General features: G+C 70.6%; 22 protein-coding genes. 13 read left to right on the top strand and 9 right to left on the bottom strand.

Annotation, left to right across the window (positions count from 1 at the left end):
* Nucleotides 1-24: 24 nt before the first annotated feature.
* The 5 genes from JOF44_RS17555 to JOF44_RS17575 are packed head-to-tail and all read right to left on the bottom strand — an operon-like array spanning nt 25 to nt 4,623.
* Nucleotides 25-1,050, bottom strand: coding sequence for an AAA family ATPase (locus JOF44_RS17555; RefSeq protein ID WP_245349000.1), 1,026 nt, complete (start codon nt 1,048-1,050; stop codon nt 25-27).
* The gene (locus JOF44_RS17560) at nt 1,047-1,556 is read right to left on the bottom strand and encodes a hypothetical protein (protein ID WP_209894539.1); all 510 of its coding nucleotides are present in this window, start codon (nt 1,554-1,556) and stop codon (nt 1,047-1,049) included. The genes JOF44_RS17555 and JOF44_RS17560 overlap by 4 nt, the downstream gene beginning before the upstream one ends.
* Nucleotides 1,553-2,308, bottom strand: coding sequence for a DUF4129 domain-containing protein (locus tag JOF44_RS17565; RefSeq protein ID WP_209894542.1), 756 nt, complete (start codon nt 2,306-2,308; stop codon nt 1,553-1,555). Before JOF44_RS17565 ends, JOF44_RS17560 begins: the two co-directional genes overlap by 4 nt.
* Nucleotides 2,305-3,582 (bottom strand): THUMP-like domain-containing protein, encoded by a 1,278-nt coding sequence (locus JOF44_RS17570; RefSeq protein WP_209894545.1) that lies wholly within the window; start codon nt 3,580-3,582, stop codon nt 2,305-2,307. Before JOF44_RS17570 ends, JOF44_RS17565 begins: the two co-directional genes overlap by 4 nt.
* A 54-nt stretch (nt 3,583-3,636) precedes the next feature.
* Nucleotides 3,637-4,623, bottom strand: a complete 987-nt coding sequence (locus JOF44_RS17575; RefSeq protein ID WP_209894548.1) for an NADP-dependent oxidoreductase — start codon at nt 4,621-4,623, stop codon at nt 3,637-3,639.
* Between the two features lie 150 nt (nt 4,624-4,773).
* Between JOF44_RS17575 and JOF44_RS17580 the strand changes: the two genes are divergently transcribed.
* Complete coding sequence (locus JOF44_RS17580; protein ID WP_209894551.1) at nt 4,774-6,033, top strand: molybdopterin molybdotransferase MoeA; 1,260 nt, start codon at nt 4,774-4,776, stop codon at nt 6,031-6,033.
* A 120-nt stretch (nt 6,034-6,153) separates the two neighbouring features.
* On the opposite strand, the gene JOF44_RS17585 is transcribed toward JOF44_RS17580, so the two are convergent.
* Nucleotides 6,154-6,471 carry a hypothetical protein gene (locus JOF44_RS17585; RefSeq protein ID WP_209894554.1) on the bottom strand — a complete coding sequence of 106 codons (318 nt, stop codon included), beginning with the start codon at nt 6,469-6,471 and terminating at the stop codon, nt 6,154-6,156.
* Between the two features lie 278 nt (nt 6,472-6,749).
* Between JOF44_RS17585 and JOF44_RS17590 the strand changes: the two genes are divergently transcribed.
* The 4 genes from JOF44_RS17590 to JOF44_RS17605 all read left to right on the top strand — a co-directional run bounded on the left by JOF44_RS17590 (nt 6,750) and on the right by JOF44_RS17605 (nt 12,536).
* A complete protein-coding gene (locus tag JOF44_RS17590; RefSeq protein ID WP_342591827.1) occupies nt 6,750-7,742 on the top strand; it encodes an ABC transporter permease in 993 nt (330 codons plus the stop codon).
* Between the two features lie 4 nt (nt 7,743-7,746).
* The gene (locus JOF44_RS17595; protein WP_209894557.1) at nt 7,747-8,748 is read left to right on the top strand and encodes an ABC transporter permease; all 1,002 of its coding nucleotides are present in this window, start codon (nt 7,747-7,749) and stop codon (nt 8,746-8,748) included.
* Nucleotides 8,749-8,759: 11 nt separating this feature from the next.
* Nucleotides 8,760-10,532: an ABC transporter ATP-binding protein gene (locus tag JOF44_RS17600; RefSeq protein ID WP_209894560.1), complete on the top strand. Its 1,773-nt coding sequence runs from the start codon at nt 8,760-8,762 to the stop codon at nt 10,530-10,532.
* Between the two features lie 273 nt (nt 10,533-10,805).
* Nucleotides 10,806-12,536 (top strand): ABC transporter family substrate-binding protein, encoded by a 1,731-nt coding sequence (locus JOF44_RS17605; RefSeq protein WP_209894563.1) that lies wholly within the window; start codon nt 10,806-10,808, stop codon nt 12,534-12,536.
* A gap of 86 nt (nt 12,537-12,622) precedes the next feature.
* Here JOF44_RS17605 and JOF44_RS17610 read toward each other — a convergent pair whose 3' ends face one another.
* Together JOF44_RS17610 and moaA are read right to left on the bottom strand one after the other, a co-directional pair.
* A complete protein-coding gene (locus JOF44_RS17610) occupies nt 12,623-12,949 on the bottom strand; it encodes a MoaD/ThiS family protein (RefSeq protein WP_209894565.1) in 327 nt (108 codons plus the stop codon).
* A 13-nt stretch (nt 12,950-12,962) separates the two neighbouring features.
* Nucleotides 12,963-14,063 carry a GTP 3',8-cyclase MoaA gene (gene moaA, locus JOF44_RS17615; RefSeq protein WP_209894568.1) on the bottom strand — a complete coding sequence of 367 codons (1,101 nt, stop codon included), beginning with the start codon at nt 14,061-14,063 and terminating at the stop codon, nt 12,963-12,965.
* A gap of 242 nt (nt 14,064-14,305) precedes the next feature.
* Between moaA and JOF44_RS17620 the strand changes: the two genes are divergently transcribed.
* The 4 genes from JOF44_RS17620 to JOF44_RS17635 all read left to right on the top strand — a co-directional run bounded on the left by JOF44_RS17620 (nt 14,306) and on the right by JOF44_RS17635 (nt 18,079).
* Nucleotides 14,306-15,607, top strand: coding sequence for a molybdopterin molybdotransferase MoeA (locus JOF44_RS17620; protein WP_209894572.1), 1,302 nt, complete (start codon nt 14,306-14,308; stop codon nt 15,605-15,607).
* Entirely contained in the window at nt 15,604-16,086 is a 483-nt protein-coding gene (gene moaC / locus JOF44_RS17625) for a cyclic pyranopterin monophosphate synthase MoaC (protein WP_209894575.1), read from the top strand. The genes JOF44_RS17620 and moaC overlap by 4 nt, the downstream gene beginning before the upstream one ends.
* The gene (locus JOF44_RS17630; protein WP_245349001.1) at nt 16,083-17,144 is read left to right on the top strand and encodes a molybdenum cofactor biosynthesis protein MoaE; all 1,062 of its coding nucleotides are present in this window, start codon (nt 16,083-16,085) and stop codon (nt 17,142-17,144) included. Before moaC ends, JOF44_RS17630 begins: the two co-directional genes overlap by 4 nt.
* An 80-nt stretch (nt 17,145-17,224) precedes the next feature.
* Nucleotides 17,225-18,079: a metallophosphoesterase family protein gene (locus JOF44_RS17635; protein ID WP_209894578.1), complete on the top strand. Its 855-nt coding sequence runs from the start codon at nt 17,225-17,227 to the stop codon at nt 18,077-18,079.
* A 205-nt stretch (nt 18,080-18,284) separates the two neighbouring features.
* Here JOF44_RS17635 and JOF44_RS17640 read toward each other — a convergent pair whose 3' ends face one another.
* Nucleotides 18,285-18,452, bottom strand: a complete 168-nt coding sequence (locus tag JOF44_RS17640; RefSeq protein ID WP_209894581.1) for a hypothetical protein — start codon at nt 18,450-18,452, stop codon at nt 18,285-18,287.
* A 563-nt stretch (nt 18,453-19,015) separates the two neighbouring features.
* Between JOF44_RS17640 and groES the strand changes: the two genes are divergently transcribed.
* From groES to JOF44_RS20870, 4 genes are all read left to right on the top strand, one after another.
* Nucleotides 19,016-19,312, top strand: coding sequence for a co-chaperone GroES (groES, locus tag JOF44_RS17645; protein ID WP_209894583.1), 297 nt, complete (start codon nt 19,016-19,018; stop codon nt 19,310-19,312).
* A gap of 4 nt (nt 19,313-19,316) precedes the next feature.
* A complete protein-coding gene (groL, locus tag JOF44_RS17650; RefSeq protein ID WP_209894586.1) occupies nt 19,317-20,900 on the top strand; it encodes a chaperonin GroEL in 1,584 nt (527 codons plus the stop codon).
* 421 nt (nt 20,901-21,321) lie between these two features.
* Complete coding sequence (locus tag JOF44_RS17655) at nt 21,322-23,412, top strand: BCCT family transporter (RefSeq protein ID WP_342591828.1); 2,091 nt, start codon at nt 21,322-21,324, stop codon at nt 23,410-23,412.
* A gap of 9 nt (nt 23,413-23,421) precedes the next feature.
* Complete coding sequence (locus JOF44_RS20870; protein ID WP_245349002.1) at nt 23,422-23,607, top strand: hypothetical protein; 186 nt, start codon at nt 23,422-23,424, stop codon at nt 23,605-23,607.
* Nucleotides 23,608-23,715: the final 108 nt, after the last annotated feature.

The raw sequence follows: 23,715 nt of genomic DNA on the forward strand, positions 1-23,715 counted from the left end.
CGTGCGGCCCGGGCGGGGAGGTGGTCACGCCGTGGCGCCCGACGGGGCGCGGGCCCCGGCCCCTGCGCCGCCCGACGGGTCGTCCTCGGCGACCGGCACCGGGACCTGGTCCAGGACCGAGTCGACGACGCCCGCACCGGTGGCGTTCTGCAGCCACAGCTCGGGCTTGACCGTGACGCGGTGGTCGAGCGCCGGGTGGGCGAGCATCTTGACGTCCTCGGGAACGATGTAGGTCCGGCCCCGGATCAGGGCGAGCGCCCGGGCGCAGGTGATCAGGGCGAGGGTGCCGCGGGGGGATGCACCGACCAGGGCGTGCTGGTGGCTGCGGGTGGCGGCGACCAGTTCGACCGCGTAGTGGCCCACCGAGTCCTCGACGTGCACGTCCTCCACCGCGGCCTGGACCCCGAGCAGCCCGTCGGCGTCGAGTACTTCGGCGACCGTCTGGTCCTCGCGGCGGCGATCGATCCGGCGCGAGACGACGTCCCACTCCTGAGCCGCGGTCGGGTACCCGAAGGACAGCCGCAGCAGGAAGCGGTCCAGCTGGGCCTCGGGCAGCGGGTAGGTGCCCTCGTGCTCGACGGGGTTGGCGGTGGCCAGCACGTGGAAGGGCTGTGGCAGCTTGCGGGTGGTGCCCTCGACGGAGACCTGATGCTCCTGCATGGCCTCCAGCAGGGCCGACTGGGTCTTCGGCGGCGTGCGGTTGATCTCGTCGGCCAGCAGCAGGCCGGTGAACACCGGGCCGGGGCGGAACACGAACTCACCGGTGCGCTGGTCGAAGACCTCGGCGCCGGTGAGGTCCGCCGGCAGCAGGTCCGGGGTGAACTGAGCGCGGGTGAAGGGCAGGCCCAGCGCTTGGGCGAAGGACCGTGCGGCGAGGGTCTTGCCGAGCCCTGGCAGGTCCTCGAGCAGCACGTGACCTCCGGCGAGGATCCCGGTCAGCACCATCTCGAGGGACTCCCGCTTGCCGACCACGGCGGTCTCGACGGCATCGAGCACGCGCTGGGCGGCGGCGGTCGCCTCGGCAGGGGACAGGGGGGTGGGGTGATTCATCGATCCCTCTCCTCGCCGGCGGCGGCGAGCTCTCGTAGATAGCGGTGCAGGGTGCGTCGGTCGATGGGGCCGACGGGATGGTTCTCGGCGTCGGGATGACGGGATTCGGCGATCAGACGGGTCAGGCCGGCGCTGAGCGGCGGGGCCTCGGGGTCGTGGGCGCGCTCATCGGCGACGTCACCGAGGGTGCGGGCCAGCCCGCGCGAGGTCATGCGGCGCGAGGGCTGGGCACCGTGGACGAGATCCTCGAGGCGCCGCACCCGCATGTCCCGGGAGTGGGGCAGCGCGTAGTCGACGTCCAGATCCAGCTCGGGGGCGTCCAGCTCGTCGGCGCGTGACGCCTCCGACCGGGTGATCCACCAGATCGTCCCGCCGGCGAAGCCCAGCGCGATCGGCACCGGCAGCGGGATCAGCAGGTCGAACAGGGTGAAGACGCCGACGACGAGCAGGGCGATGCCGACGCCGACCCCCAGGCGCCACAGCAGCGGCAGCAGGTTCCGCATCATCCCGCCCCCTCCTCGACGCGGGCGTCGAGATCGGTGGTGAGACGGTCGAGCAGCTCGATCGCGTCCTCGCGGTCGGCCTCGACCAGCGGCTGGTCGTCGAACAGCGCCCGACGGTACAGATGGGCGAGCCGGTCCAGGGCGGAGCGGTCCAGCTGCAGGGTCGCCAGCACCGCCACCACGAATTCGAGGGTGGTCTGGGAAGGCCGACGTCGGACGCCGGCGGCGGCGATCGCCCGCTCCAGGGCCAGCCAGGCCGCGATCACCGCATCATGGGCCTCGACCACCGTCGACAGATGCCCTCGAGCGTCCTCGAAGGCGGCGCGGACCTGCGTGACGGTCAGCTCGTCCTCATCGGCCTCGTCGGCCAGGGGCGGTGCGGGACGGGCGAGCTGGCGCATCCGGTGGATCACCCAGGCGGCGACGATCGCGAGGATCACGCCGAGCACGATGAGGGCGGTGGTCACCGCGGTGCCCGAGCGGTCCGGGCGCGGGGGCTGCTCCGGGGGCGCGGCGGTCTCGAACGTCGGCATCTCCTCCGCCTCGCGGGTGACGAAGCTGGGCAGGTCCCGGGTGGCATCGCCGACGTAGACGGGGTCCCCGGCGCGCTCGGCGGAGGCACCGAGGGTGGCCAGGCCGAGCCCGCCCAGAGCGGCGATCAGCAACAGCACGGCGAGGAGGCGGCGATGCGGGCCGGCGGTGCCCCCGGGGCCGGTGCCGCCGGTCCCGCCGGTGCCGCCGTCCTCGCCGGTCATGTCGTCGGCCCCTCCGAGGTGCCGGGGGCGCCGTGCGGGGAGGCGATGATGATGGACTGCTCCCCGGCGATGCGGGTGAGGATCAGGGTGGCCGCCTCGTGCCCGAACCGGCGCGGTCGGAGCTTGCGGCGCAGCTCATCGGGCTCGACCGCCGTGCCGCGCTTCTTGATCTCGAGCACCCCGAGGTGATGCTCGCGCAGATAGGAGGTCAGCCGCTTCAGCCCGAACGGCATCACGTCGCGCACGGCATAGCCGCGGGCGAAGGGCGTGTCGACCCGGCGGTCCCCGGTGAGATAGGCGATGGTCTCATCGAGCGTGCGGGCTCCCAGCTCGGTGGCCAGGCACCCGATCAGGCCCGCGCGGATCACCGCTCCGTCGGGCTCGTAGAGATGATCGCCGAGCGCACCGGGCGCGGGATCGGGAATCGCCTCCGCGCCGCGGTCCAGGCGGTGCGCCCCGGCCCGGTCGATGAGAACCGCCGAGGAGGTCACACCCTCCCGGGCGAGCGGACCGAACCAGGCGGTGGCCTCGAGGACCTGCCCGTGGAAGGACAGCCACTGGGTCTCGATGTCGTGCGGGAGCGCATCACGGTCGATGCCGGGACCGAGCTTCGCGCCCAATGGCCCGGCCTCTCCGTCGCGGCCGAGGCGATGGGCGAGATCGATGACGGCCGACAGCGGTGGCTCGTACTCCTCGGGGTCGTGCAGCCGCCGCGTGCCGCTGCGGGTCGGGGCACGACGGGCCGGGTCCAGCCAGATGCCCTCGGTGTCGGTGGGGTCGTGGCCCTCGGCCCGGCCCAGATGCACCGTGGCCGCCGGGAAGGAGCGCAGGTTCATGGTGGCGACGGCGACGGCGAGCGGGTCGCGGTCCACGGCCCGCACCTGCAGGCCCAGGCCCGCCAGCGCCATGGCATCCCCGCCGATCCCGCAGCCGAGATCCGCGACCGAGGCGACGCCTGCGCGCTGGAAGCGCTCCGCGTGCATCGCCGCGACCGGCAGTCGGGTCGCCTGTTCGAGGCCGTGCGGTGTGAACAGCATCGAGGAGGCGAATTCGCCGAACTTGTCGGCCGCCCGTGCCCGCAGCCGCGACTGCGTCATCACGGCGGAGACCAGCTCCGGGGAATGGCCGGCCCCGCGCAGCCGGGCGCCCTGACGCAGGGCATCCTGCTCGCGGTAGGGCGGCAACGAGTTCAGCAGCGCCCAGCCGGAGCTCTGCAGGACCGGCTCGAGCGCGCGGACCGCGGCATCGGGATCGTCGAGGGGGCGCGGAACCATACCGACCAGGCTACCTGCTGGACATGTGTCCGGCATCACCGTCCATGGGGGCGGTCAGGCCTGGGCGTCGAGCACCAGCTTGCCGCGCGTGTGGCCGTCCTCGAGCAGACGATGGGCCTCGGCGATCTCCGCCAGCGGCAGCACCTGGGAGACCTCCAGCGGATAGCGGCCCGCACGGATCCCCTGCACCAGGCGGTCCAGGCGGTCCCGGCCCGGCCGGAGACGGGGCACCTTCGCCTCGACACCGCGCTCCTGCGCGGGGCTGAGGTCCGCCAGCGTCGGCAGGGTGACCACGAGGCCGCTGCCGACGACGTGGTCGAGGCTGGGCACGAAGGTCGAGTGATAGTGGGTGTCGAGGACGACGTCCACGCCACGGCCATCGGTCCGGCGGTGGATCTCCGCCTGCCAGTCCTCGGTGTCATAGGCGATCGGGGTCGCGCCCAGGTCGCGGATCCGCTCTGCGTTGGTGGCGCGCCCGGTGGCCCACACCTGTGCTGCCCCGGCCTCGAGGGCCATCGGGATCAGCAGCTGGCCCACCCCGCCGCTGCCGCCGTGGACGAGCACCGTCTGCCCGGACCGGATCCGTGCGGTGTCCTCGATGGTGGCGATCGCGGTCAGACCCACCAGGGCCAGCCCGGCCCAGCGAGGGAGGTCCGCGTCGTCGATCTCGTCAGGGATGGGAGCGAGCTCGTCGGCCGCGATCGCGATCACCTCGGCGGCCACGCCGCGATGATCAGCCGGTGCCCGCATGCCGAAGACGCGGGTGCCGGGGGTGAGGCCGCGGGAACCGAGCTCGGCATCATCGAGGTCCGACCCGGCGCTGAGCACGGTGCCGGCCATCTCCCGACCGGTGCCCGCGGGCAGCTGAAGATCCTTCGCCCGCCCGGACGAGCCGTCGCGGATCTTGTAGTCCAAGGGGTTCAGGCCGACGTAGGCGACGCGGACCAGCAGCTCTTCGGGCCCCGGCTCCGGAGTCGGGGCGTCGGAGTGCAGGGTCAGGACGTCGGGACCGCCGAAGCGATCGAAACGGATCTCACGCATGCCCCCATCATGCACCCCAGGACCCCCGCGTGGGCAGGTGCGCGAGTCGTGCGAGGGGGTGACGGAGGGCAGAGTCGGAGGATCGGAGGAGAGGGGCGCGAGATGGGGGATCATGGTCGGGTGCCCGCTCTCACGGCCCCGAGGAGGACCATGACCGACGCCCGTGTCGACCCCTGGCAATGGCGAGATCTGCTGCAGCGGGAGATCATCCTGCCGCGCGTGGGTCTCGACGCCCCGGTGCACGAGGCCGTCGGCGCCGTGCTGGACGCCGACGTCCACAGCCCCGAGGATCTCCCGGCTCTGCCGATCGCCGCGATGGACGGCTTCGCCGTGCGGCGGGAGGACCTGCAGGGGGAGGACGGCGTCCGCGGCGCGATCACCCTGCCGGTGAGCACCGAGCTCCCTGCCCGGCCGGGCGCGGTCGGCGCCCTCGCCCCGGGCACGGCCGCCCGCATCATGACGGGTGCGCCGGTGCCCCCGGGGGCCGACGCGGTCGTCGAGGTCGAGGCGACCGACGCCGACCCCTTCGGCCCGACGCCGGCCGCCGTCACCATCCGCCTCCAGCAGATGCCCGCTGCGGGCCGCCACATCCTGGCCGTCGGGGAGGAGGTCGCCCGGGGCGCGGTGCTCGCCCGGGCCGGGGACCGGGTCAGCGGCGGTCTGATCGGTCTGGTCCGCGCCCTCGGACTGCCGACGCTCCCGGTCCTGCGGTCACCGCGGGTCGCGGTCGTGGTCACCGGGGACGAGCTCGCGGGAGAGGACGCCGCCCCGGGGGCCGTGCGCGAATCGAACGGGACGATGCTCGGAGCCGCCCTGACCGCCGACGGCGCCGAGGCGCGGGCCCTGCACAGCGGCGACGACCACGCCCAGCTGCGCAGCACCCTGGATGTCGCCGCCGAGCGGTCCGACCTGGTGCTCACCACCGGCGGGATCGGCCACGGCGCCTTCGACGTGGTCAAGACGCTGCTGGGGGACCGGGGCGACGACACCTCGCGCTTCGAGCACCTGGCGCTGCGGCCGGGCGGCCCGCAGGGCGTCGGACGGCTCCCGGACGGGACCCCCATCATCCATCTGCCCGGCACCCCGGTCGGCGCGCTGGTCGGCTACCACCTGTTCGTCCGGCCGCTGCTCGCCGGCATCGAGGCCGCACCGCGTCGAGTGCGCCTCGGTGATGATGACCTGGGAGCAGAGCACTCGCGCCGCGGCGGTCTGCACGCACTGCCCGGCCGGCTGCGGCGGGACGCGGACGGCTCCGAGGTGGTCGATCTGCTGCCCGGCCGGCGCCTGGCACCGTACGGGCGGGCCGACGCGATCGTGCTCGCGGGGGCCGACGCGGGATCAGAGGTCGCGGGGACGGTTGAGGAGATCGGCGGCCGGGACGATGGCCGCGTGCTGATCATCCCCCTCTGACCGGGTGTCGTCCGACCGGGTGTCGTCGCCGTCCGACCGCGTGGTCACCGGACCGCGACCGGAGTGCCACCCGAGCTGATGGCGTCACGGGTACCGATGGCGTCACCGGTGCTGATGGCGTCACCGGAGCCGGTGAGGGTCGCCGCCCAGCTGCGCGGCGCGGGCCGCCTTCCGTCGGCGGGCCATCTCCCGTCGGGTGTGTCGTCGGCGGAGGAACGTCCGACCCCACGAGCCGACGAGGACGATCGAGATCCCCAGCGCTGCGCCGACGGTGAAGGCCAGGAGCCAGGCGCTGTAGAGCCAGCCCGCCAGGGGGATGAGAAGGATCGTGACCACGCCGACCGGCCATGGCCCGATGTCCGCATGGCTGAGGAGGTCGGCGGCGACGAGGGCGACGAGCACGCCCACCGCCAGCACGAGCAGGTGCAGGAAGGTCACGATTCGAGCATAAGGGGGACGCGGCCGTGCCCAGGCGTCCGCCGATGGGTCCCGCGACCGTCGGCGAGGGGCTATCGTGTCCGCAGTGCGGAACCGGGGAGACTTGGAGCACAACACGATGTATGGGAAGTCCGGGCGCACCGAGCCACGCAGGCGTGGCGGTGCGGGGGTCGGGGTCGCGTCGGAGCGGTCCTGTGCCGCGCCGGAGATGCCCGGGAAGAACAGACGGTATGGAGAGGAACGCCCACGAATGATCGTTAGTCAGTGGAGGAGACCGAGTGCTTAAGTTCGTCTCCATGCGGGTGCTCACCTACGTCATCCTGGCGTTCCTCGCGACGAGCTTCGCCTATTTGCTGGCGGCATCGTTGATGCACCCCGAAGAAGTGCTCTACCCCCCGATCGCGACGGAGCCCGTCCCTGAGCAGACTGCACAGCAGTACCTGAACGTCCGCAACGTCAACCCTGACACGCCGCTGTTCGAGCGCTATGCGAACTGGCTCGGCGGGCTGGTCCGCGGTGACCTCGGCGTCACCACCGGCACCAACAAGGCGATGGTCCCGGTCACGCAGGAGCTCGCCAACCGGATCCCGATCAGCCTCCGACTCGTGGTGATCGGCACTGTGATCGGTACCGTCCTGGGCGTCGTGCTGGGCATGATCGCCGCGGTCCGCCGTGATTCGCTCGGCGACCGCCTCTCGACCCTGCTGGCGTTCTTCATCCTCTCGCTGCCGACGCCGGTGATCATCCTGATCGTGCAGCAGGCGAACCAGGGGGTGATGGACGTGACCGGTTGGGGACTGCCGGCGATCAATCCGATCAATCCGCTGCTGGAGGCCGGATCCTGGGAATCGATCAGGTATCAGATCAAAGCCCTGGTGATGCCGACGATCGTGCTCGCGGTCACCGCGGCGGCGTCGTACTCGCGGTACATGAAGGTCACCACCCTCGACGTGCTCGGCAGCGACTATCTGCGCACCGCCCGAGCGAAGGGGCTCACGCGGGGCAAGGCCATGACCCGGCACGGACTGCGCATGGCGCTGATCCCCATGGGTCAGTACTTCGCCTTCGCCGTGGGGGCCGCGTTCTCCGGCTCGCTCTTCGTCGAGCTGATGTTCAACTGGCAGGGGATCGGACGCTTCGCGATCTCCTCGATCGGCATGGCCGACGTCAACGGCACTGCCGGTGTGGTGCTGTACACCGCGGTCCTCACCCTGCTCTCCGCCACCTTCGCAGACTTCTTGCAGGGTGCTCTCGACCCCAGGATTCGGTGACACCATGACGAACCCTTCTGACATGCGGTCGACCGACGACGTGTCGGAGCTGCATTCCAGCACCGACCCCGAAGCCAACCCGGTGCTCGGAGCCACGGTCGACGGTCCCAGCGGATCCGACCCCCATGAGGGCCCCACCTCGACGATGGGTCGCGGTGAGCTGCTGCGGCGTCGCTTCTTGCGCAACCCCAGCGCGTGGATCGGTCTGAGCGTCTTCACGCTCCTCGTGCTGGTGGCGATCTTCGGTCCGATGTTCTACCAGTACGGACCGTTCGAGCGGGATCTGCGCAATGCCCTGACCGGCCCCAGCGGGTACCACTGGTTCGGGGTGAACGAGAACGGACTGGACATCTTCGCGCGCACCCTCCAGGGTCTTCGCATCTCGCTCGTGATCGGCCTGGGAACCGCGGCGCTGACCTCGCTGCTGGCGCTGATCGTGGGCATCACGGCCGGGTTCATCGGCGGCAAGGGCAAGCTGGGCGCTCTCGGCGACGGCGCGCTCGTGAACCTGATCAACCTGTTCCTGGTGGTCCCCTCCCTGCTGCTGCTGATGCTCTTCAGCCCCGCCCTGCAGCGGGCCTCCTGGCTCTGGATGATCCCGCTGCTGGCGGGCTTCGCCTGGATGCTCACGGCTCGCGTCCTGCGCGCCATGACCCAGCAGCTGGTGCGCACCGAGTATGTCGAGGCCGCGCGCTTCATGGGCGTGAATCCGATCATCACGATGGTCCGCCACATCATCCCCAATGTCGCCAGCTGGATCATCATCGACACCACCCTCGGTGTCAGCGCCGCCATCCTGGGGGAGACCGGGCTGTCGTTCATCGGCTTCGGCATCCAGTACCCGCAGGTCTCGCTCGGCACGGTGCTGCAGGACTACAACATCTCCGCGCCGTACACCTGGATGCCGCCGGCGGCGATCCTGGCGGCCCTCGTCATCTCCATCAACCTCATGGGCGAAGCCCTTCGCGATGCCCTCGACCCGACCAGCGGCTCCAGCCGCCTCTGAGAGGGACCTGAATGTCCGATCCGATCCTTTCCGTGCGGGACCTGAGCGTCTCGTTCCCCTCCGAGTACGGCACGGTTCGAGCTGTGCAGAACCTCAGCTACGAGGTGCACAAGGGCGAGGCCCTCGCCATCGTCGGCGAGTCCGGATCCGGGAAATCCGTCAGCTCGCTCGCGGTCATGGGGCTGCTCCCGCGCAACGCCACGATCTCCGGCGAGATCGAGCTGATGGGCCGGGATCTGTTCGCGCTGAACGACAAGCAGCTCGCGCCGCTGCGCGGCAACACGATCTCGATGATCTTCCAGGACCCTCTGTCGGCGCTGACGCCCGTGTTCCAGGTCGGCCAGCAGATCGCCGAGGTGGTGCGCATCCATCACCCCGAGGTCTCGGCCTCGAAGGCGGAGCATCGGGCGGTCGAGCTGTTGGAATCGGTGGGCATCCCGAACCCTGCGCGGCGTGCGAAGCAGTACCCGCACGAGTACTCCGGCGGGATGCGCCAGCGGGCGATGGTCGCCATGGCGATCGCCAACGAGCCCGAGATGATCATCGCGGACGAGCCCACCACGGCCCTGGACGTGACCATCCAGGCGCAGGTGATGGACCTGCTGAAGTCGGCGCAGGAGATGCTCGGCGCGGCGACCGTCCTGATCACCCACGACATGGGCGTGGTAGCCGGCTTCGCCGACCGGGTCCTGGTGATGAAGGATTCGCTGATGGTGGAGACAGGAGACGTCGACGACATCTTCTATCGGCCCCGGGAGCAGTACACCCGGGACCTGCTGTCCGCCGTGCCCCGTGTCGACCTGGCCGATGCCGAGGGCAGCCAGAGCGTCGCCGGCTCCGCGCTGAGCGCCTCCGCCGGCAACGATGCCGAGTACAACGAGCGCAAGAAGCCTCGCGATGAGATGGCGACCGTGCTCGAGGTCGAGGACCTGCACCGGATCTACCCGATCACCAAGGGAGCGATCGTCCGCCGCAAGATCGGGGAGCACCGCGCGGTCGACGGCATCTCCTTCGACATCCGCGAGGGAGAGTGCCTCGCCCTGGTGGGGGAGTCGGGATGCGGCAAGACGACCACGCTGATGGAGATCATGCAGCTGAGAACGCCGCAGAAGGGCGCCATCCGCATCGACGGCATCGAGACCGGCTCCCTCACCCGCGCGAAGCGCCACGCCCTGCGGTCCGACGTGACCATCGTCTTCCAGGATCCGATGGCGGCCCTTGATCCGCGCATGCCGATCGGCGACATCCTCAAGGAGCCGATGCGGGTCCAGGGCTACAGCGCCGAGCGGATGGACGAGCGGGTCGACTGGCTCCTGCGCACCGTGGGCCTGCTCTCCGAGCACGCCGCGCGCTTCCCCGCCGAGTTCTCCGGCGGTCAGCGTCAGCGCGTGGGGGTCGCCCGGGCCCTGGCCTGCGACCCCAAGCTGATCGTGCTCGACGAGCCGACCTCCGCCCTCGACGTCACGGTCCAGGCCGGTGTGCTCGAGCTGCTGGCCGATCTTCGTCGACGCCTGGGCGTGAGCTTCCTGTTCGTCTCGCACGACCTCTCCGTGGTCCGGAACATCTCCGATCGCATCGCGGTGATGCGCGAGGGCAAGATCGTCGAAATGGGAGATACCGAGGACGTCTTCTCGAATCCCCAGCACGAATACAGCAAGGAGCTGCTCTCCTCGGTGCCGATTCCGGATCCGGAGATCGCCCGCCGGCGCCGGAAGAGCGTGATCGATCGCCGTGCCTTCGAACACACCGAGGAGGGCGCGGCTGACGGCGAATCTGCCATCTGACCAGCCTGGAAGTTCGACGAGGCGGCCGAGGAAGAATGTGGGCCGCCGGATTCTCATGCCATTCGTGAAATGGCGCTGAAAACGCGCCGTGAATCGTTATGTTGCGAACCGGTAACAGCCCTTGTCGGAGGTGTGTTCCAGGTCGCTCTCGTGCCTAGACTGGGTGCACCGCGCGGCGGGCGCGACCATGGTGGTCATGCCTCGACGCCGCACGCAGGTCAAGGATATCGAGCGGGCACGACGGTCTCGTCCCCCGCGAGTGAAGGAGAAAACATGCGTTTGACGCGGCGATCGATGCTGGGGGCGACGGCCCTGACCGTCTCGATGGGGGCGCTGGCGGCATGCAGCCAGGACCCGGGGAACGGTGGTGGCGGAGCCTCCGACGGGGGTGGCGGCGGGGGCGAGAAGATCGCCTCCGATGAGAACGACATCAACGCCATGGAGCGCGATGAGCTCGGGGAGGGTGGCGCCCTGCGTCTGGCGAACAATGCATTCCCCGCCAACTGGAATCCTTTCCATTCGGATGGCAACGAGGCCAACACGAGCGACATGCTGCGCGCGATCTTCCCCCTGGAGGTGTGGACCTCGGATGCAGCGGGCGAAGTCGGGCCGAACCCTCACTACCTGAAGCGTCTCGAGCTCACCTCCGAGGATCCCCAGGTCATGGAGATCGAGCTCAACGAGGGGATGTCCTGGTCCGACGGCACGCCGATCGACTACACGTCGGTCGAGAACGTCTTCACGACGATGAACGGCTCCAAGAAGGAGTACGGCATCGCGTCCTCCGAGGGCTATGACCTGGTCGAGAAGGTCGAGCAGGGCGACAGCGACCTGATCGCCGTGGTGACGTTCAAGGAGAAGTACGCGGATTGGAAGGGACTGGCGGGGGCCATGCCGGATGCCCTCGCGGAATCCGCTGATGCCTTCAACACCGGCTGGCAGGCAGAGCCCCTCGTCACCGCTGGTCCGTACAAGATCGGCAAGATCGACGCCGCGAACAAGACCGTGCTGCTCGAGCCGGACGAGAACTGGTGGGGCGACAAGGCGCTGCTCGAGCAGGTCCTGTTCACGACGATCGAGGACCCGGCCGCCACGGCGACGAGCTTCCAGAACGGGCAGCTCGACGTCATCGAGACCACGGTGCCTGCGACCTACTCGGTGGTCGAGCCGATGATCGGCAATGGGGCCAGCATGCGGAAGGCCGCAGGTCCCGACTGGACGCACATCACGCTGAACGGCACCGAGGGCCGCCCGCTGGCCGACCAGTCCGTGCGCCAGGCGGTGTTCCGTGCCATCGACCGCGAACAGGTCTTCCTGTCGGTCAACGCCACCATGCCCTACCCGGACGATTTCGAGCAGCTGAACAACCACATCCTGATGACGAATCAGGAGGGGTACAAGGACAACTCCGGCGATTTCGGTGCCTATGATCCCGAGGCGGCGAAGAAGCTGCTCGAGGACGCCGGGTACACCATGGAGGGCGACGTCGCGACCAAGGACGGCGAGCCGCTGGAGATCACCTACGTCTACAACGACGGGTCGAAGACCAACGAGGCCGTCGTCCCGGTCGTGAAGGAAGCCCTGGCCGCCGTCGGGATCACCATGAAGGTGCAGAAGGTCCCGCCGACGGACCTGTTCTCCCAGTACGTCATCCCGGGCGAGTTCGACCTGACGCTGTTCGGCTGGGTCGGGACCCCGTTCCTCTCCTCGTCAGACGCGATCTGGAAGACCGAGGGCGAGCAGAACTTCGGGAAGGTCGGCAATGCCGAGACCGACGAACTGGTCGAGAAGGCCGTGATCGAGACCGACGAGGACGCCCGGATCGATCTGATCAACCAGTACGACGCGAATCTCTGGGAGCTCGCGGGAACGCTGCCGCTGTGGCAGGCCTACGACTTCTTCGTCCAGAACGACGACCTCGCGAACTTCGGCGCGTGGGGGTTCCAGTCCCCGGACTGGACCAAGATCGGCTACGTGAAGGGGTCGGCGAAGCTCGAGGGCTGAGCGGACCATTGACGGAAGGGCCTCGAGCGGAGACGCTCGGGGCCCTTCCCGCATGTCTGTGCCCGAAGGGCGATGCTGTCGTGCCGTCAGCCGCCGGCGAAGGGTGGCAGCACGTCCAGGCGGTCTCCCTCGGCCAGCGCCCGATCGTGGTCCGTGCAGGCGACGCCGCCCACCAGGAAGCTCGAGCGGCCGATCACCTGTGCGGCCTGCGGGGAGGCGGTGGAGAGCAGGTCATCGAGCGCGTCCTGCAGGGTGGCGCCGTGCACGGTGGTGGACTCGGCCCCGTACTCGGCCGCGGCTCCCGCGAACAGCTGCACTGCGATCGCAGGGGCGGGGGTGGGGGCGGTGCGTGCCGGCCCGGTGGTGGGCGCGGCGGACGTCGTGTCCGTGGTCTGCTGCGTCGTCTCGTCCATGGTCTCTCCCTGCTCAGCCGCCGATGGCGCTCATCGGTCGCTCGGGCTGGACGAAGTCCTCCCGATCCATGCCGTGACCGGCCTTCTTGCCCCAGTGCGCGGCGCGCCAGATGTCCGCGATCGCTTCGTCGTCGGCCCCGGAGCGCAGCGCGGCGCGCAGATCGGTCTCCTCGCGGGAGAACAGGCAGGTGCGCACGCGCCCCTCGGCGGTCAGCCGGGTCCGGCGGCAGTCGGCACAGAAGGGACGGGTGACCGAGGCGATGATCCCGACCCGTCCGCGGTGGTCGCCGGAGGCCCGTTCGCGCACCTCGTAGAGCTCGGCGGGGGCACCGTTGCGGGCCTCGTCCACCGGCGTCAGACGGAAGCGCTCGGCGAGCAGGCCGTGGACGTCGGTCGCGGTGAGCATCGAGGTGCGGTCCCAGATGTGGTCCGCATCCAGCGGCATCTGCTCGATGACCCTCAGCTGCAGGTCGCGGGTCAGGCACCAGTCCAGCAGCTCGGGCAGCTCGTGGTCGTTCACTCCCGGCAGCAGGACGGCGTTGACCTTGATCGGGTCCAGACCCGCCGCGCGGGCGCCCTCGATCCCGGCCAGCACGCGGTGCAGCAGGGGCCGGCGGCTGAGCCGTTCGAAGGTCTCGGAGACCACGGAGTCCAGCGAGACGTTGATGCGGTCCAGGCCCGCGTCCCGCAGGCGCGCGGCACGGTGGTCCAGGCCGATCGCGTTGGTGGTCAGCGAGATGTCCGGGCGGGGGTCGAGAGCGGCGACGCCGGCGATGATCTCCTCGAGATCCGGGCGGGTCAGCGGCTCGCCCCCGGTGAAGCGCACCTGCTCGATGCCCAGGCGCTGAACCCCGATGCGCACCAGATGGACGACCTCCTCGGCGGAGAGCATCTGCTCCTTGTTCAAGAAGGTGAGCCCCGAGGCGGGCATGCAGTAGGTGCAGCGAAGATTGCAGAAGTCGGTCAGCGACAGGCGCAGGTCCGTGGCCTCGCGGTCGAACCGGTCGGCCAGGGCGGGCGTCGTCGGTCGGTCCGAGGTGTCCGGCAGGTCCGTGGCGGTCTCGTCCGTCGTGCGCGGCTTGGGCATGCCCAGGGAGATGCGGCGGGATGCCATGGCACCGTGCTCCTCTCGCGACGCGGGTGTTCCTTCAGGATAGGCCCTTCGTCGGGGATCGTCGGGGCAGGACCTCGGTCTGGGCTCCATGCGGCGGTCCCCGTCGTGTTCCCCGCCGTGAACACAGCAGCCTGCCCGCGCGCCATACTGGGGAGGGACCGCTCGAGGACGGCGGGGACCGGTTCCACCTCCAGGAGCACACGCGACCGGTGCGACCTCCAGGACGACAGGAGACTCTCACGATGGCTGCTGGCGAGCGCATCCCCCTGGCCGATCATGCGGCCGACGCCCGGGCGCTGCTCGCGGCGGCGCGGCGTCGTGTGGTGGAGCGGCTCGACGGCGAGCTCGTGGGACGGGTGGCGGCGACCGAGATCCGCGCCCGCGTCGACGTTCCCGGGCACGACAACTCCCAGATGGACGGCTACGCCCTCGCGAGCGCGGACGTCTCCGAGGCAGGGGGAGCGGTCTCCGGCGGGGCCGCGCTGACACTCCCGCTCGGTCCGATGATCGCCGCCGGCGATCCTCCGGGCGAACTGTCCGCCGGGACGGCGCGACCGATCATGACCGGCGCCCCGATCCCCGTCGGCGCCGACCTCGTGATCCCCGTCGAGGAGAGCGCCGCCGGCCGCTTCGAGGCTGCGGGGGCTGCGGGGGTTGAGGGAGCGGGGGAGGAGCGTTGGAGCACGGTGACCCTCACCCCGCGCTCCGCCGAGCCCGGCCGCTTCGTGCGCCGTCGCGGCTCCGACACCCACCGCGGGGACACCGTCCTGCGCGCAGGACAGGTGCTGACCCCGGCGCGACTCGCCCACCTCGCCGCCTGCGGGGTGGCCGAGGCGGAGATCGAGGACCGGCTGCGCGTGATCGTGCTGTCCACGGGCAGCGAGGTCGCCGTCGGCGGTGCCGCCCCCGTGGCCGGCGGCGTGTTCGACGCCAACGGTCCGGGGCTGTCCGCCGCTCTTCACGAGGCCGGGGCGGAGGTGGTGCATCAGGGCGCGGTGCCCGACGACGCGGGGGAACTGGTCGCCCGGTTGCATGAGCAGGTCGTGTCCTACGACGCCGACCTGATCGTCACCAGCGGCGGCGTCAGCGCCGGAGCCTTCGAGGTGGTGCGCCATGCGGCCGTCGGCGACGGCGTGACCATGGCCTTCCCGACGGTGGCGATGCAGCCCGGCGGACCGCAGGGCATCGGCACCCTGGACCTGCCCGAGCGCCGGGTGCCGTGGCTGGCCTTCCCCGGCAACCCCGTCTCCGCGCTGCTGAGCTGCGAGCTCATCGCCCGGCCCGCTCTCGGGGCCCCGTCCCGCACGCGGCTGCGCCTGCCCCTGCGGCTGGAGGCCCCCGAGCCCTCCCCGTCGGCGCTCGAACAGTACCGCCGCGCGAGGGTGCTGCCCTCCGGCGCCGTGCGCCTGGTCGGAGGGGCCTCGTCGCACCTGATCGGCGGCCTCGCCGCCGCCGACGCCCTGGTCATCGTCCCCGTCGGCACCGACGCCATCGATGACGGGGACGTTCTGGACACGCTGCTCATACCCGGAGGAGACCGATGAACGACCTCTCGCACGTCCGCGCCGACGGCTCCGCCCACATGGTCGACGTGACCAGCAAGGACGCCACGTCGAGGGAGGCGACCGCCCGCGCCGTGCTGCGCACCCGGGCCGACGTCGTCGATCGCATCGCGAGCGGCGACCTGCCCAAGGGCGAGGCGCTCGCGACCGCCCGCATCGCCGGGATCATGGGCGCCAAGCGCACCAGCGACCTCATCCCGCTGTGCCACCCGCTGCCGCTCAGCGGCGTCGGGCTCGACCTCGTCCCTCGCGAGGACCGCGTCGAGATCACCGCACGGGTCCGTACGAAGGGCGTCACCGGCGTGGAGATGGAGGCGCTCACGGCCGCCTCCGTCGCGGCGCTGACCGTGTACGACATGATCAAGGCCGTCGACCACCTCGCCACCATCGAGCAGGTGCAGGTCCTGGCCAAGTCCGGCGGCAAGAGCGGCCCCTGGCACCGGGAGGAGGGGAGGCCATGAAGAAGATGCCCGCCCAGCGCAGCGACGAGGACTGCGTCCAGCGCGAGGACTCGCAGCAGGCTCCGGCGCTGCGCGGCAGCGCACGGATCATCATCGCCTCGACCCGCGCCGCCGACGGCACCTACGAGGACCGCACCGGTCCTCTGCTGGAGACCTGGCTGCGCGGCCGCGGACTGGATCCCGTCGACAAGCAGGTCGTGGCCGACGGGCCCGAGGTCGGTGCCGCGGTCCGGGAGGCGCTCGAGGCCGGCACGGACCTCGTGATCTCCTCCGGCGGCACCGGGATCAGCCCCACGGACGCCACTCCCGAGCAGGTGGCCCCGCTGATCGACCGCGAGATGCCCGGCGTGCTCGAGGCCGTGCGCCGCCGCGGCGCCGAGACCGCCCCGACCGCGCTGCTCAGCCGCGGCGTCGCCGGGATGGCTTCGGACAGCTTCGTGGTCACCCTGCCCGGCTCGCGCGGCGGGGTGCGCGATGGGATCGCCGTGCTCGATCCGGTCCTCGACCATCTGCTCGACCAGCGCGACGGGGGTGGGCACGAGGCGGTCGCGGATCCGACTCGCGGCGCCGCGCCCTTCGCCGGCGACCGCGACCCGCTCCGCATCGCCGAGGATCCCCCGATGGGCGGCGCGGCGGCGCGCGTGCGCCGGGCCGAGCTGGACGAGGGCGAGATCTCCGTGGCGCAGATGGTCGAGGCCGTCACCGACCCGCGCTGCGGCGCGATCGTCACCTTCGACGGCGTGGTCCGCGATCACGACGGAGGCCGCGACGTCGACCGCCTCGAATACGCCGCGCACCCCGGCGCCGCCGAGGTGCTGCGCGAGGTGGCCCGGGAGATCGCCGAGCGCTATCCCGACACCCTGGTGGCCGTCGCCCACCGCCACGGACCGTTGGAGATCGGGGACAGCGCCCTGACCTGCGCCGTGGCCGCCCCGCATCGCAAGCAGGCCTTCGTCGCCTGCGACGACCTCGTCGACACTGTCAAGCAGCGCCTGCCGATCTGGAAGCACCAGGTCTTCGACGACGGCGAGACCGAATGGGTGGGGGCGCTGGGCTGATCGAGGCGGTGCACCGGGACGGCCACCCAGCCGCCCCGGCGCGTCACCGCTGCGACACCTGAGGTCGATACGGTGCCCCCATGCGCATCCTCCACCTCAGCGACACCCACCTCTACGGCGATCCCGCGGCGCGGCACTACGACCGCATCGACACCGCCGCGGCCCTGCGCGGGCTCCTCGCCCGGTGCCGGGACGTCCCGGACCTGGACGCGATCATCCATACCGGCGATGCGTCCGACGACGGCTCCGCGGCCAGCTACCGCCTGCTGCACGAGATCCTCGAGCCGTTCGCCGCCGCGAAGGATGCCGAGCTCGTGATCGCGATGGGGAACCACGACGACTCCGAGGTCTATGGGGAGACCATCGCCCTCGGCGACCGCGGCACCACCGTGCAGGACCGCGTGGTCCCGCTGCCGGGCGGCCGGCGGGTCGTCGTGCTCGATACGAGCGTTCCCGGCGCCGGATACGGGCATCTGGACCCGGAGCAGCTCGTCTGGCTGCGCGAGGTCCTCGCCGAGCCGTCCGCGGCCGGTACCGTGCTGGCGCTCCACCATCCGCCGCTGGCCGCGGCGACTCCGCTGCTGCGCGCCCTCGAGCTCGACGGGATCGACGAGCTCGCCGGCGTGCTCGAGGGGTCCGACGTGCAGGTGGTGCTCTCGGGCCACTACCACCACGAGATGACCGGGCAGATCGCGGGGATCCCGGTCCATGTGGTCCCCGGGGTCACGAATGTCGTCGATCCCGTGACCGCGGGGGAGCGGGAGCAGGCCCGCGCTCTGACCGGCGTCTCCCTGGTGGAGCTCGGCGCGGGAGCACCCCGGGTGATCACGTCCGTGCTGCCCCATGCCGGGGACACCCTCGCGGACCAGGACGTCCCGGTCTACGACTTCGGGCCGGAGCAGGTCACCGCGATCGTGCAGGCCGCAGGACGCTGACGGGCCGCAGGACGCTGACGGGCCGCAGGACGCTGACGGACCGCAGGACGCCGGCGGACCGCAGGACGCTGACGGGGCGCAGGACGCCGACGGACCGCGAGCCTCGGGGACGCCGCGCCATCGGCTGAGCACGCGGCCGGACAGGGGTGAGCCCCCGTCGAGAGAACCCGTGGGGGCTCCGGGCGATGGTGCCGGGTGGGCTCGATCAGCGGACGAAGCCGATGGGCCCCTGGACCCGACGAGCCTTCAGCATCGCGGTGTTCTCGGCGCCCAGGCGCGAGTGACGGGTCGCCTGCGCGCGCTCGATGTCGTGGCTCTGCCTGCGGTCCGAGAATCGGCCCAGAGCGGAATGGAGGGTGCGGAAGATGGCCATGTGATCGGTCCCCTTCGGTGCGGTCGGACGTGGACGCGCGGGCCCTGGATCGCAGGTGCTCCGGCGCGGTGGACACCACCAGTTCTATCGCGACGCGAGCGCAGTGTCAGCAGGTGGGATCGTTCTGGTTGCCAGACTCACAATAAGCATGTGACCTGGTGCGCAGAACGTGGAATCGATGAGGGTGGGCCGGTGGTGCCGCAGGTTCAGGGGTTGCTCGGGGCCTCCCCGCACCGGTCCCGCGTCGGCTCCGGGGTGCCCCCGGCTGCAGCGGCGCTCCCGGGATCGAGGCGTTGACCCGGGCTCGGATCCGAGGAGCGGAGGCTGTCCGACATGGTGGCCGCGTCGAGCGCCGACCCCGACGCGCGGCCGCCGGTTTAGCACTCACCTTGCACGAGTGCCAGAGCGGTCTTAGAGTTGTCCTCGTTGGCAGTCGACGGCCGAGAGTGCCAGAAGCTGCCGCAGAGGGATCCTCCTCGATCGGCACCGCGACGACGATCGGGACCGGGATCCCTGGACCCCGAACTCATACAGAGTCATCTCTTCATGAAGGAGTGAGCCGCATGTCGGTCTCCATCAAGCCCCTCGAGGATCGCGTAGTCGTCAAGCCGCTCGAGGCCGAGCAGACCACGGCCTCCGGTCTGGTCATCCCGGACACCGCGAAGGAGAAGCCCCAGGAGGGCGAGGTCGTCGCCGTCGGCGCCGGCCGCTTCGACGACAAGGGCGATCGCATCCCCATGGACGTCAAGCTCGGCGACAAGGTCGTCTTCTCCAAGTACGGCGGCACCGAGCTGAAGTACGGCAACGAGGAGTACCTCGTCCTGGGCGCCCGCGACATCCTCGCGATCATCGAGGCCTGAGCACATGGCCAAGGAGATCATCTACGACGAGGATGCACGTCGCGCGCTCGAGCGCGGTGTCGACAAGCTCGCGAACACCGTCAAGGTGACGCTGGGCCCCAAGGGCCGCAACGTCGTGCTGGACAAGAAGTGGGGCGCCCCCACCATCACCAACGACGGCGTGACCATCGCCCGTGAGGTCGAGCTCGAGGATCCCTACGAGGACCTCGGCGCTCAGCTCGCCAAGGAGGTCGCGACCAAGACCAACGACGTGGCCGGCGACGGCACCACCACCGCCACCGTCCTCGCCCAGGCCCTCGTCCACGAAGGCCTGCGCAACGTCACCTCCGGTGCCGCTCCGGCGGCGCTGAAGCGCGGCATCGAGCAGGCCGTCCAGGCACTGTCCGAGAAGCTCGGCCAGATCGCCCACCCGGTCGACGGCAAGGAGCAGATCGCCTCCGTGGCGTCCGTCTCCAGCCAGGACCGGGAGATCGGCGAGCTGCTCGCCGAGGCGTTCGACAAGGTCGGCAAGGACGGCGTCATCACCGTGGAGGAGTCCTCCACCACGGCGATGGAGCTGGACTTCACCGAGGGCATGCAGTTCGACAAGGGCTACATCTCCCCGCACTTCGTCACCGACGCGGACCGCCAGGAGGTCGTGCTCGAGGACGCCCAGGTGCTGCTGCATCAGGGCAAGATCTCGGCCGTGGCCGACATCCTGCCGCTGCTGGAGAAGGTCGTCGAGGGCAACAAGCCGCTGTTCATCATCGCGGAGGACATCGACGGCGAGGCACTGTCCACGCTGGTCGTCAACAAGATCCGCGGCGCCTTCAAGGGCGCGGCCGTGAAGGCTCCCGCCTTCGGCGATCGTCGCAAGGCGATGCTGCAGGACATCGCGGTGCTCACCGGCGCCCAGGTCGTCACCGCCGACCTCGGCCTGGACCTCAAGACGGTCGGCCCCGAGGTGCTCGGCCATGCCGGGCGCGTCGTCGTCACCAAGGACTCCACCACCATCGTGGGCGGCGCCGGTGACGATCAGGCCGTGGCCGATCGCGTCTCGCAGATCCGTGGCGAGATCGAGAACACCGACTCCGACTGGGATCGTGAGAAGCTCCAGGAGCGCCTCGCGAAGCTGGCCGGCGGCGTGTCCGTGATCAAGGTCGGGGCTCACACCGAGGTGGAGCTCAAGGAGAAGAAGATGCGCATCGAGGACGCGGTCTCCGCGACTCGTGCGGCCATCGAGGAGGGCATCGTGGCCGGCGGCGGCAGCGCCATCGTCCAGGCGTCCTCCGTGCTCGACGGCGACCTCGGTCTGACCGGTGACGAGGCCGTGGGCGTGCGCGCCGTGGCCAGTGCGGTCGTCCAGCCTCTGCGCTGGATCGCCGAGAACGCCGGCGAGGAGGGTTACGTGGTCGTCGAGAAGGTCAAGGAGTCCCCGGTCGGCACCGGCCTGGACGCCGCGACCGGCGAGTACGTCGACCTTGCTGCGGCCGGCATCATCGATCCGGTCAAGGTCACCCGGTCCGCGCTGCGCAATGCGGCGTCGATCGCCGGGATGGTCCTGACCACCGAGACCCTCGTGATCGAGAAGAAGGACGACGAGGACTGATCACCGGATCACTCCGTGATCCGATCCGGGCGGACCTCTGAGATCGCTCGGGATCAGTTCGCACATGTGATGCCCCGCCGGGTCCGCCCGGCGGGGCATCACTGCGTCCGGGGGCCGGCCGGCGCCGGTGGGGCTCGTGCTCGAGTGTGCGACGCGGCGCTCGGTCCGAACGGGACCGGCAGTCTCCCGGCAAGGTACGGGAAACGATTGACCGTACTGGTCACGGCGTCGTGATCCTTGTCAGGGTGCTCTCTGCTGGTATTCCGTCGACGGTGATCCTACGGTGATATGGCCGGGTACCGGTGGGACGACGACGCCTGTCACATCACCCGGATCCTTCCAGGCCGCCCGTCGGGCCCCGAGGTCGTGTGCGCTCATCCGGTATCCCTCCCGAGCTGTCGACCCGAAACGGAGGAATTGCGTGAGCGAGCGCCGCACGTCGCACTCGTCCCAGGAGCATCCGAGCACGGAGGAATCCCTCCCTGCCCGCGGAAGCGGGGAGCGGGAGGCCGGTGAGCGGGAGGCCGCCGAGATCGCTCGGGGGAAGCTCGGCGCACAGACGCGCCGCGACGAGCGCGAGGAGCGGGAGTCGCGTCGATCCCCGGTCAGCCGGGAGGATCTCCAGAAGGGTCCCGCCGAGCTCGGCGGCGCCCGCGGGCCGCGGGTGAACAGGGTCGTGTTCCTGACCTCCTCCGCGATCATCCTGGCCTTCTCGCTGTGGACGATCCTGGCCCCGGACATGGCGGCGAGCACGATGCTGAAGGTCGTCACCTGGATCGCCGAGGACCTCGGCTGGTTCTACGTCCTGACCGTTACCATCGTGATCATCTTCGTGCTCTGGGTGGCGTTCTCCCCAGGAGGCAGGGTGCGCCTGGGGCCGGATCACGCCCGCCCCGAGTACAAGTTCATGACCTGGTTGGCGATGCTGTTCGCGGCCGGCGTCGGCATCGACATGCTGTTCTACTCGGTCACCGGACCGATCTCGCACTACCTGACCCCGCCGGATGCGGCCCCGGAGTCCGCGGCGGCGCTGCAGGACTCCGTGGTGTGGACGATGTTCCACTACGGCGTGGCCGGCTGGTCGATGTACTCCCTGCTCGGCATGGCCATGGGCTACTTCGCCTTCCGCTGGGGGATGCCGCTGTCCATCCGGGCGGCCTTGTACCCGCTGCTGGGCAAGCGCGTGCGCGGCGCCGTGGGCGACGTCATCGACATCTTCGCCCTGGTGGGCACCGTGTTCGGCGTCGCCACCTCGATGGGCATCGGGGTGGTGCTGCTCAATGTCGGCTTCTCCTGGCTGTTCGGCCTGCCGCAGGGCCTGGGTCTGCAGATCGCCCTGGTCCTCGTCGCGGTCGTGATGACCATCGCCGCCTGCACCTCGGGGGTCGACAAGGGCATCCGCGTGGTCTCGGAGCTGAACCTCTACAGCGCCGGGGCGATGCTGCTGTACATCGTGATCACCGGGAAGTCCTCCTTCCTGCTCAACGCCATCGTCGAGAACATCGGCCGTTTCGTGGCGACGCTGCCGGAGCGCACGATGCAGACCATGGCCTACGAGCCGGGCGGATCCGACTGGATGGCCGGTGCCACCCTCTTCTTCTGGGCGTTCTGGCTCGCCTGGGGGCCGTTCGTCGGCATGTTCCTGGCCCGCATCTCCCGCGGCCGCACCCTGCGCGAGTTCGTGCTCGCCGCGATCACCGCCCCGGTGCTGTGCGACCTGCTGGTGGTCACCGTGTTCGGCAACAGCGCGCTGGCCGTCGTCCTCGAGGACACCCCGGCCAGCCGCGCCTTCGCCCAGCTGGCCGTCGACAGCCCCGAGCTGGGCTGGTACGCGCTGCTGGAGATGTTCCCCGGCGCGCCGTTCCTCATCGGCCTGGCCACGCTCTCCGGGCTGCTGTTCTACCTGACCAGCGCCAACTCCGGCGCACTGGTGATGAGCAACTTCTCCTCGACGATCCCCGACCCCGGCCAGGACGGGGCCAAGTGGCTGCGCATCTTCTGGGCGCTGCTGACGGCTCTGCTGACCATCGCCATGCTCACCGCCGGCGGCGTGACCACCATGGAGTACGCCACGCTGATCTTCGGCCTTCCCGTCACGGTCGTCGCCTATCTGGTGATGGCGAGCTTCTCCAAGGCGCTGCGGATGGAGCGGGCGGAGCTGGAGGGGCGCGTGCTGCGTCGGGCCGACGTCGCCGCCCACGGCGGGTTCGCCCCGGAGAAGTCGTGGCGCCAGCGTCTGGCGAACCTGCGCGCCTACCCCTCCACGCGCTCGGTCGCCCAGTTCTCGCAGGAGACCGTCGCCCCGGCCCTCGAGGACGTCTCCCGCGAGTTCGTCGAGCAGGGCTACCCGGCGGAGACGATGTCGGTCACCGATGCGGGCACGAGCATCTCGATCAACACGCTGATCATCCACATGGGCGCCGAGCGGGACTTCATGTACCGCGTCGCCCCGGTCGAGACCCCCGTGCCGACCTTCGGTGCGAGGGTCGCCCAGGAGCGCACGACGTACTAGCGCCTGGACGTGTTCACCCAGACCGGAGCGGAGGGGTACGACGTGGGCGGACTGACCCGCCAGCAGATCATCAACGACGTCCTGGACCGCTACGAGAACCACATCCAGTACCTCAGCTACGCCGCAGAGGTGGGCGGCGCCAGCGTGCTCACCCCGAGCACCCTCGGCAACGTCCCCCTCGACGTCACCGAATGATGCCGCCGGTGTGACGGGTGCCGATCGCCTCCGGCGGACGACACAGCGACCGACCTGCGGTGAAGGCCGCCGGACTGTCGCCGCCGCGGCTTAAGATGGGCAGGTCCC

The sequence above is a fragment of the Brachybacterium fresconis genome (assembly GCF_017876515.1).
GTDB classification, from domain to species: domain Bacteria; phylum Actinomycetota; class Actinomycetes; order Actinomycetales; family Dermabacteraceae; genus Brachybacterium; species Brachybacterium fresconis.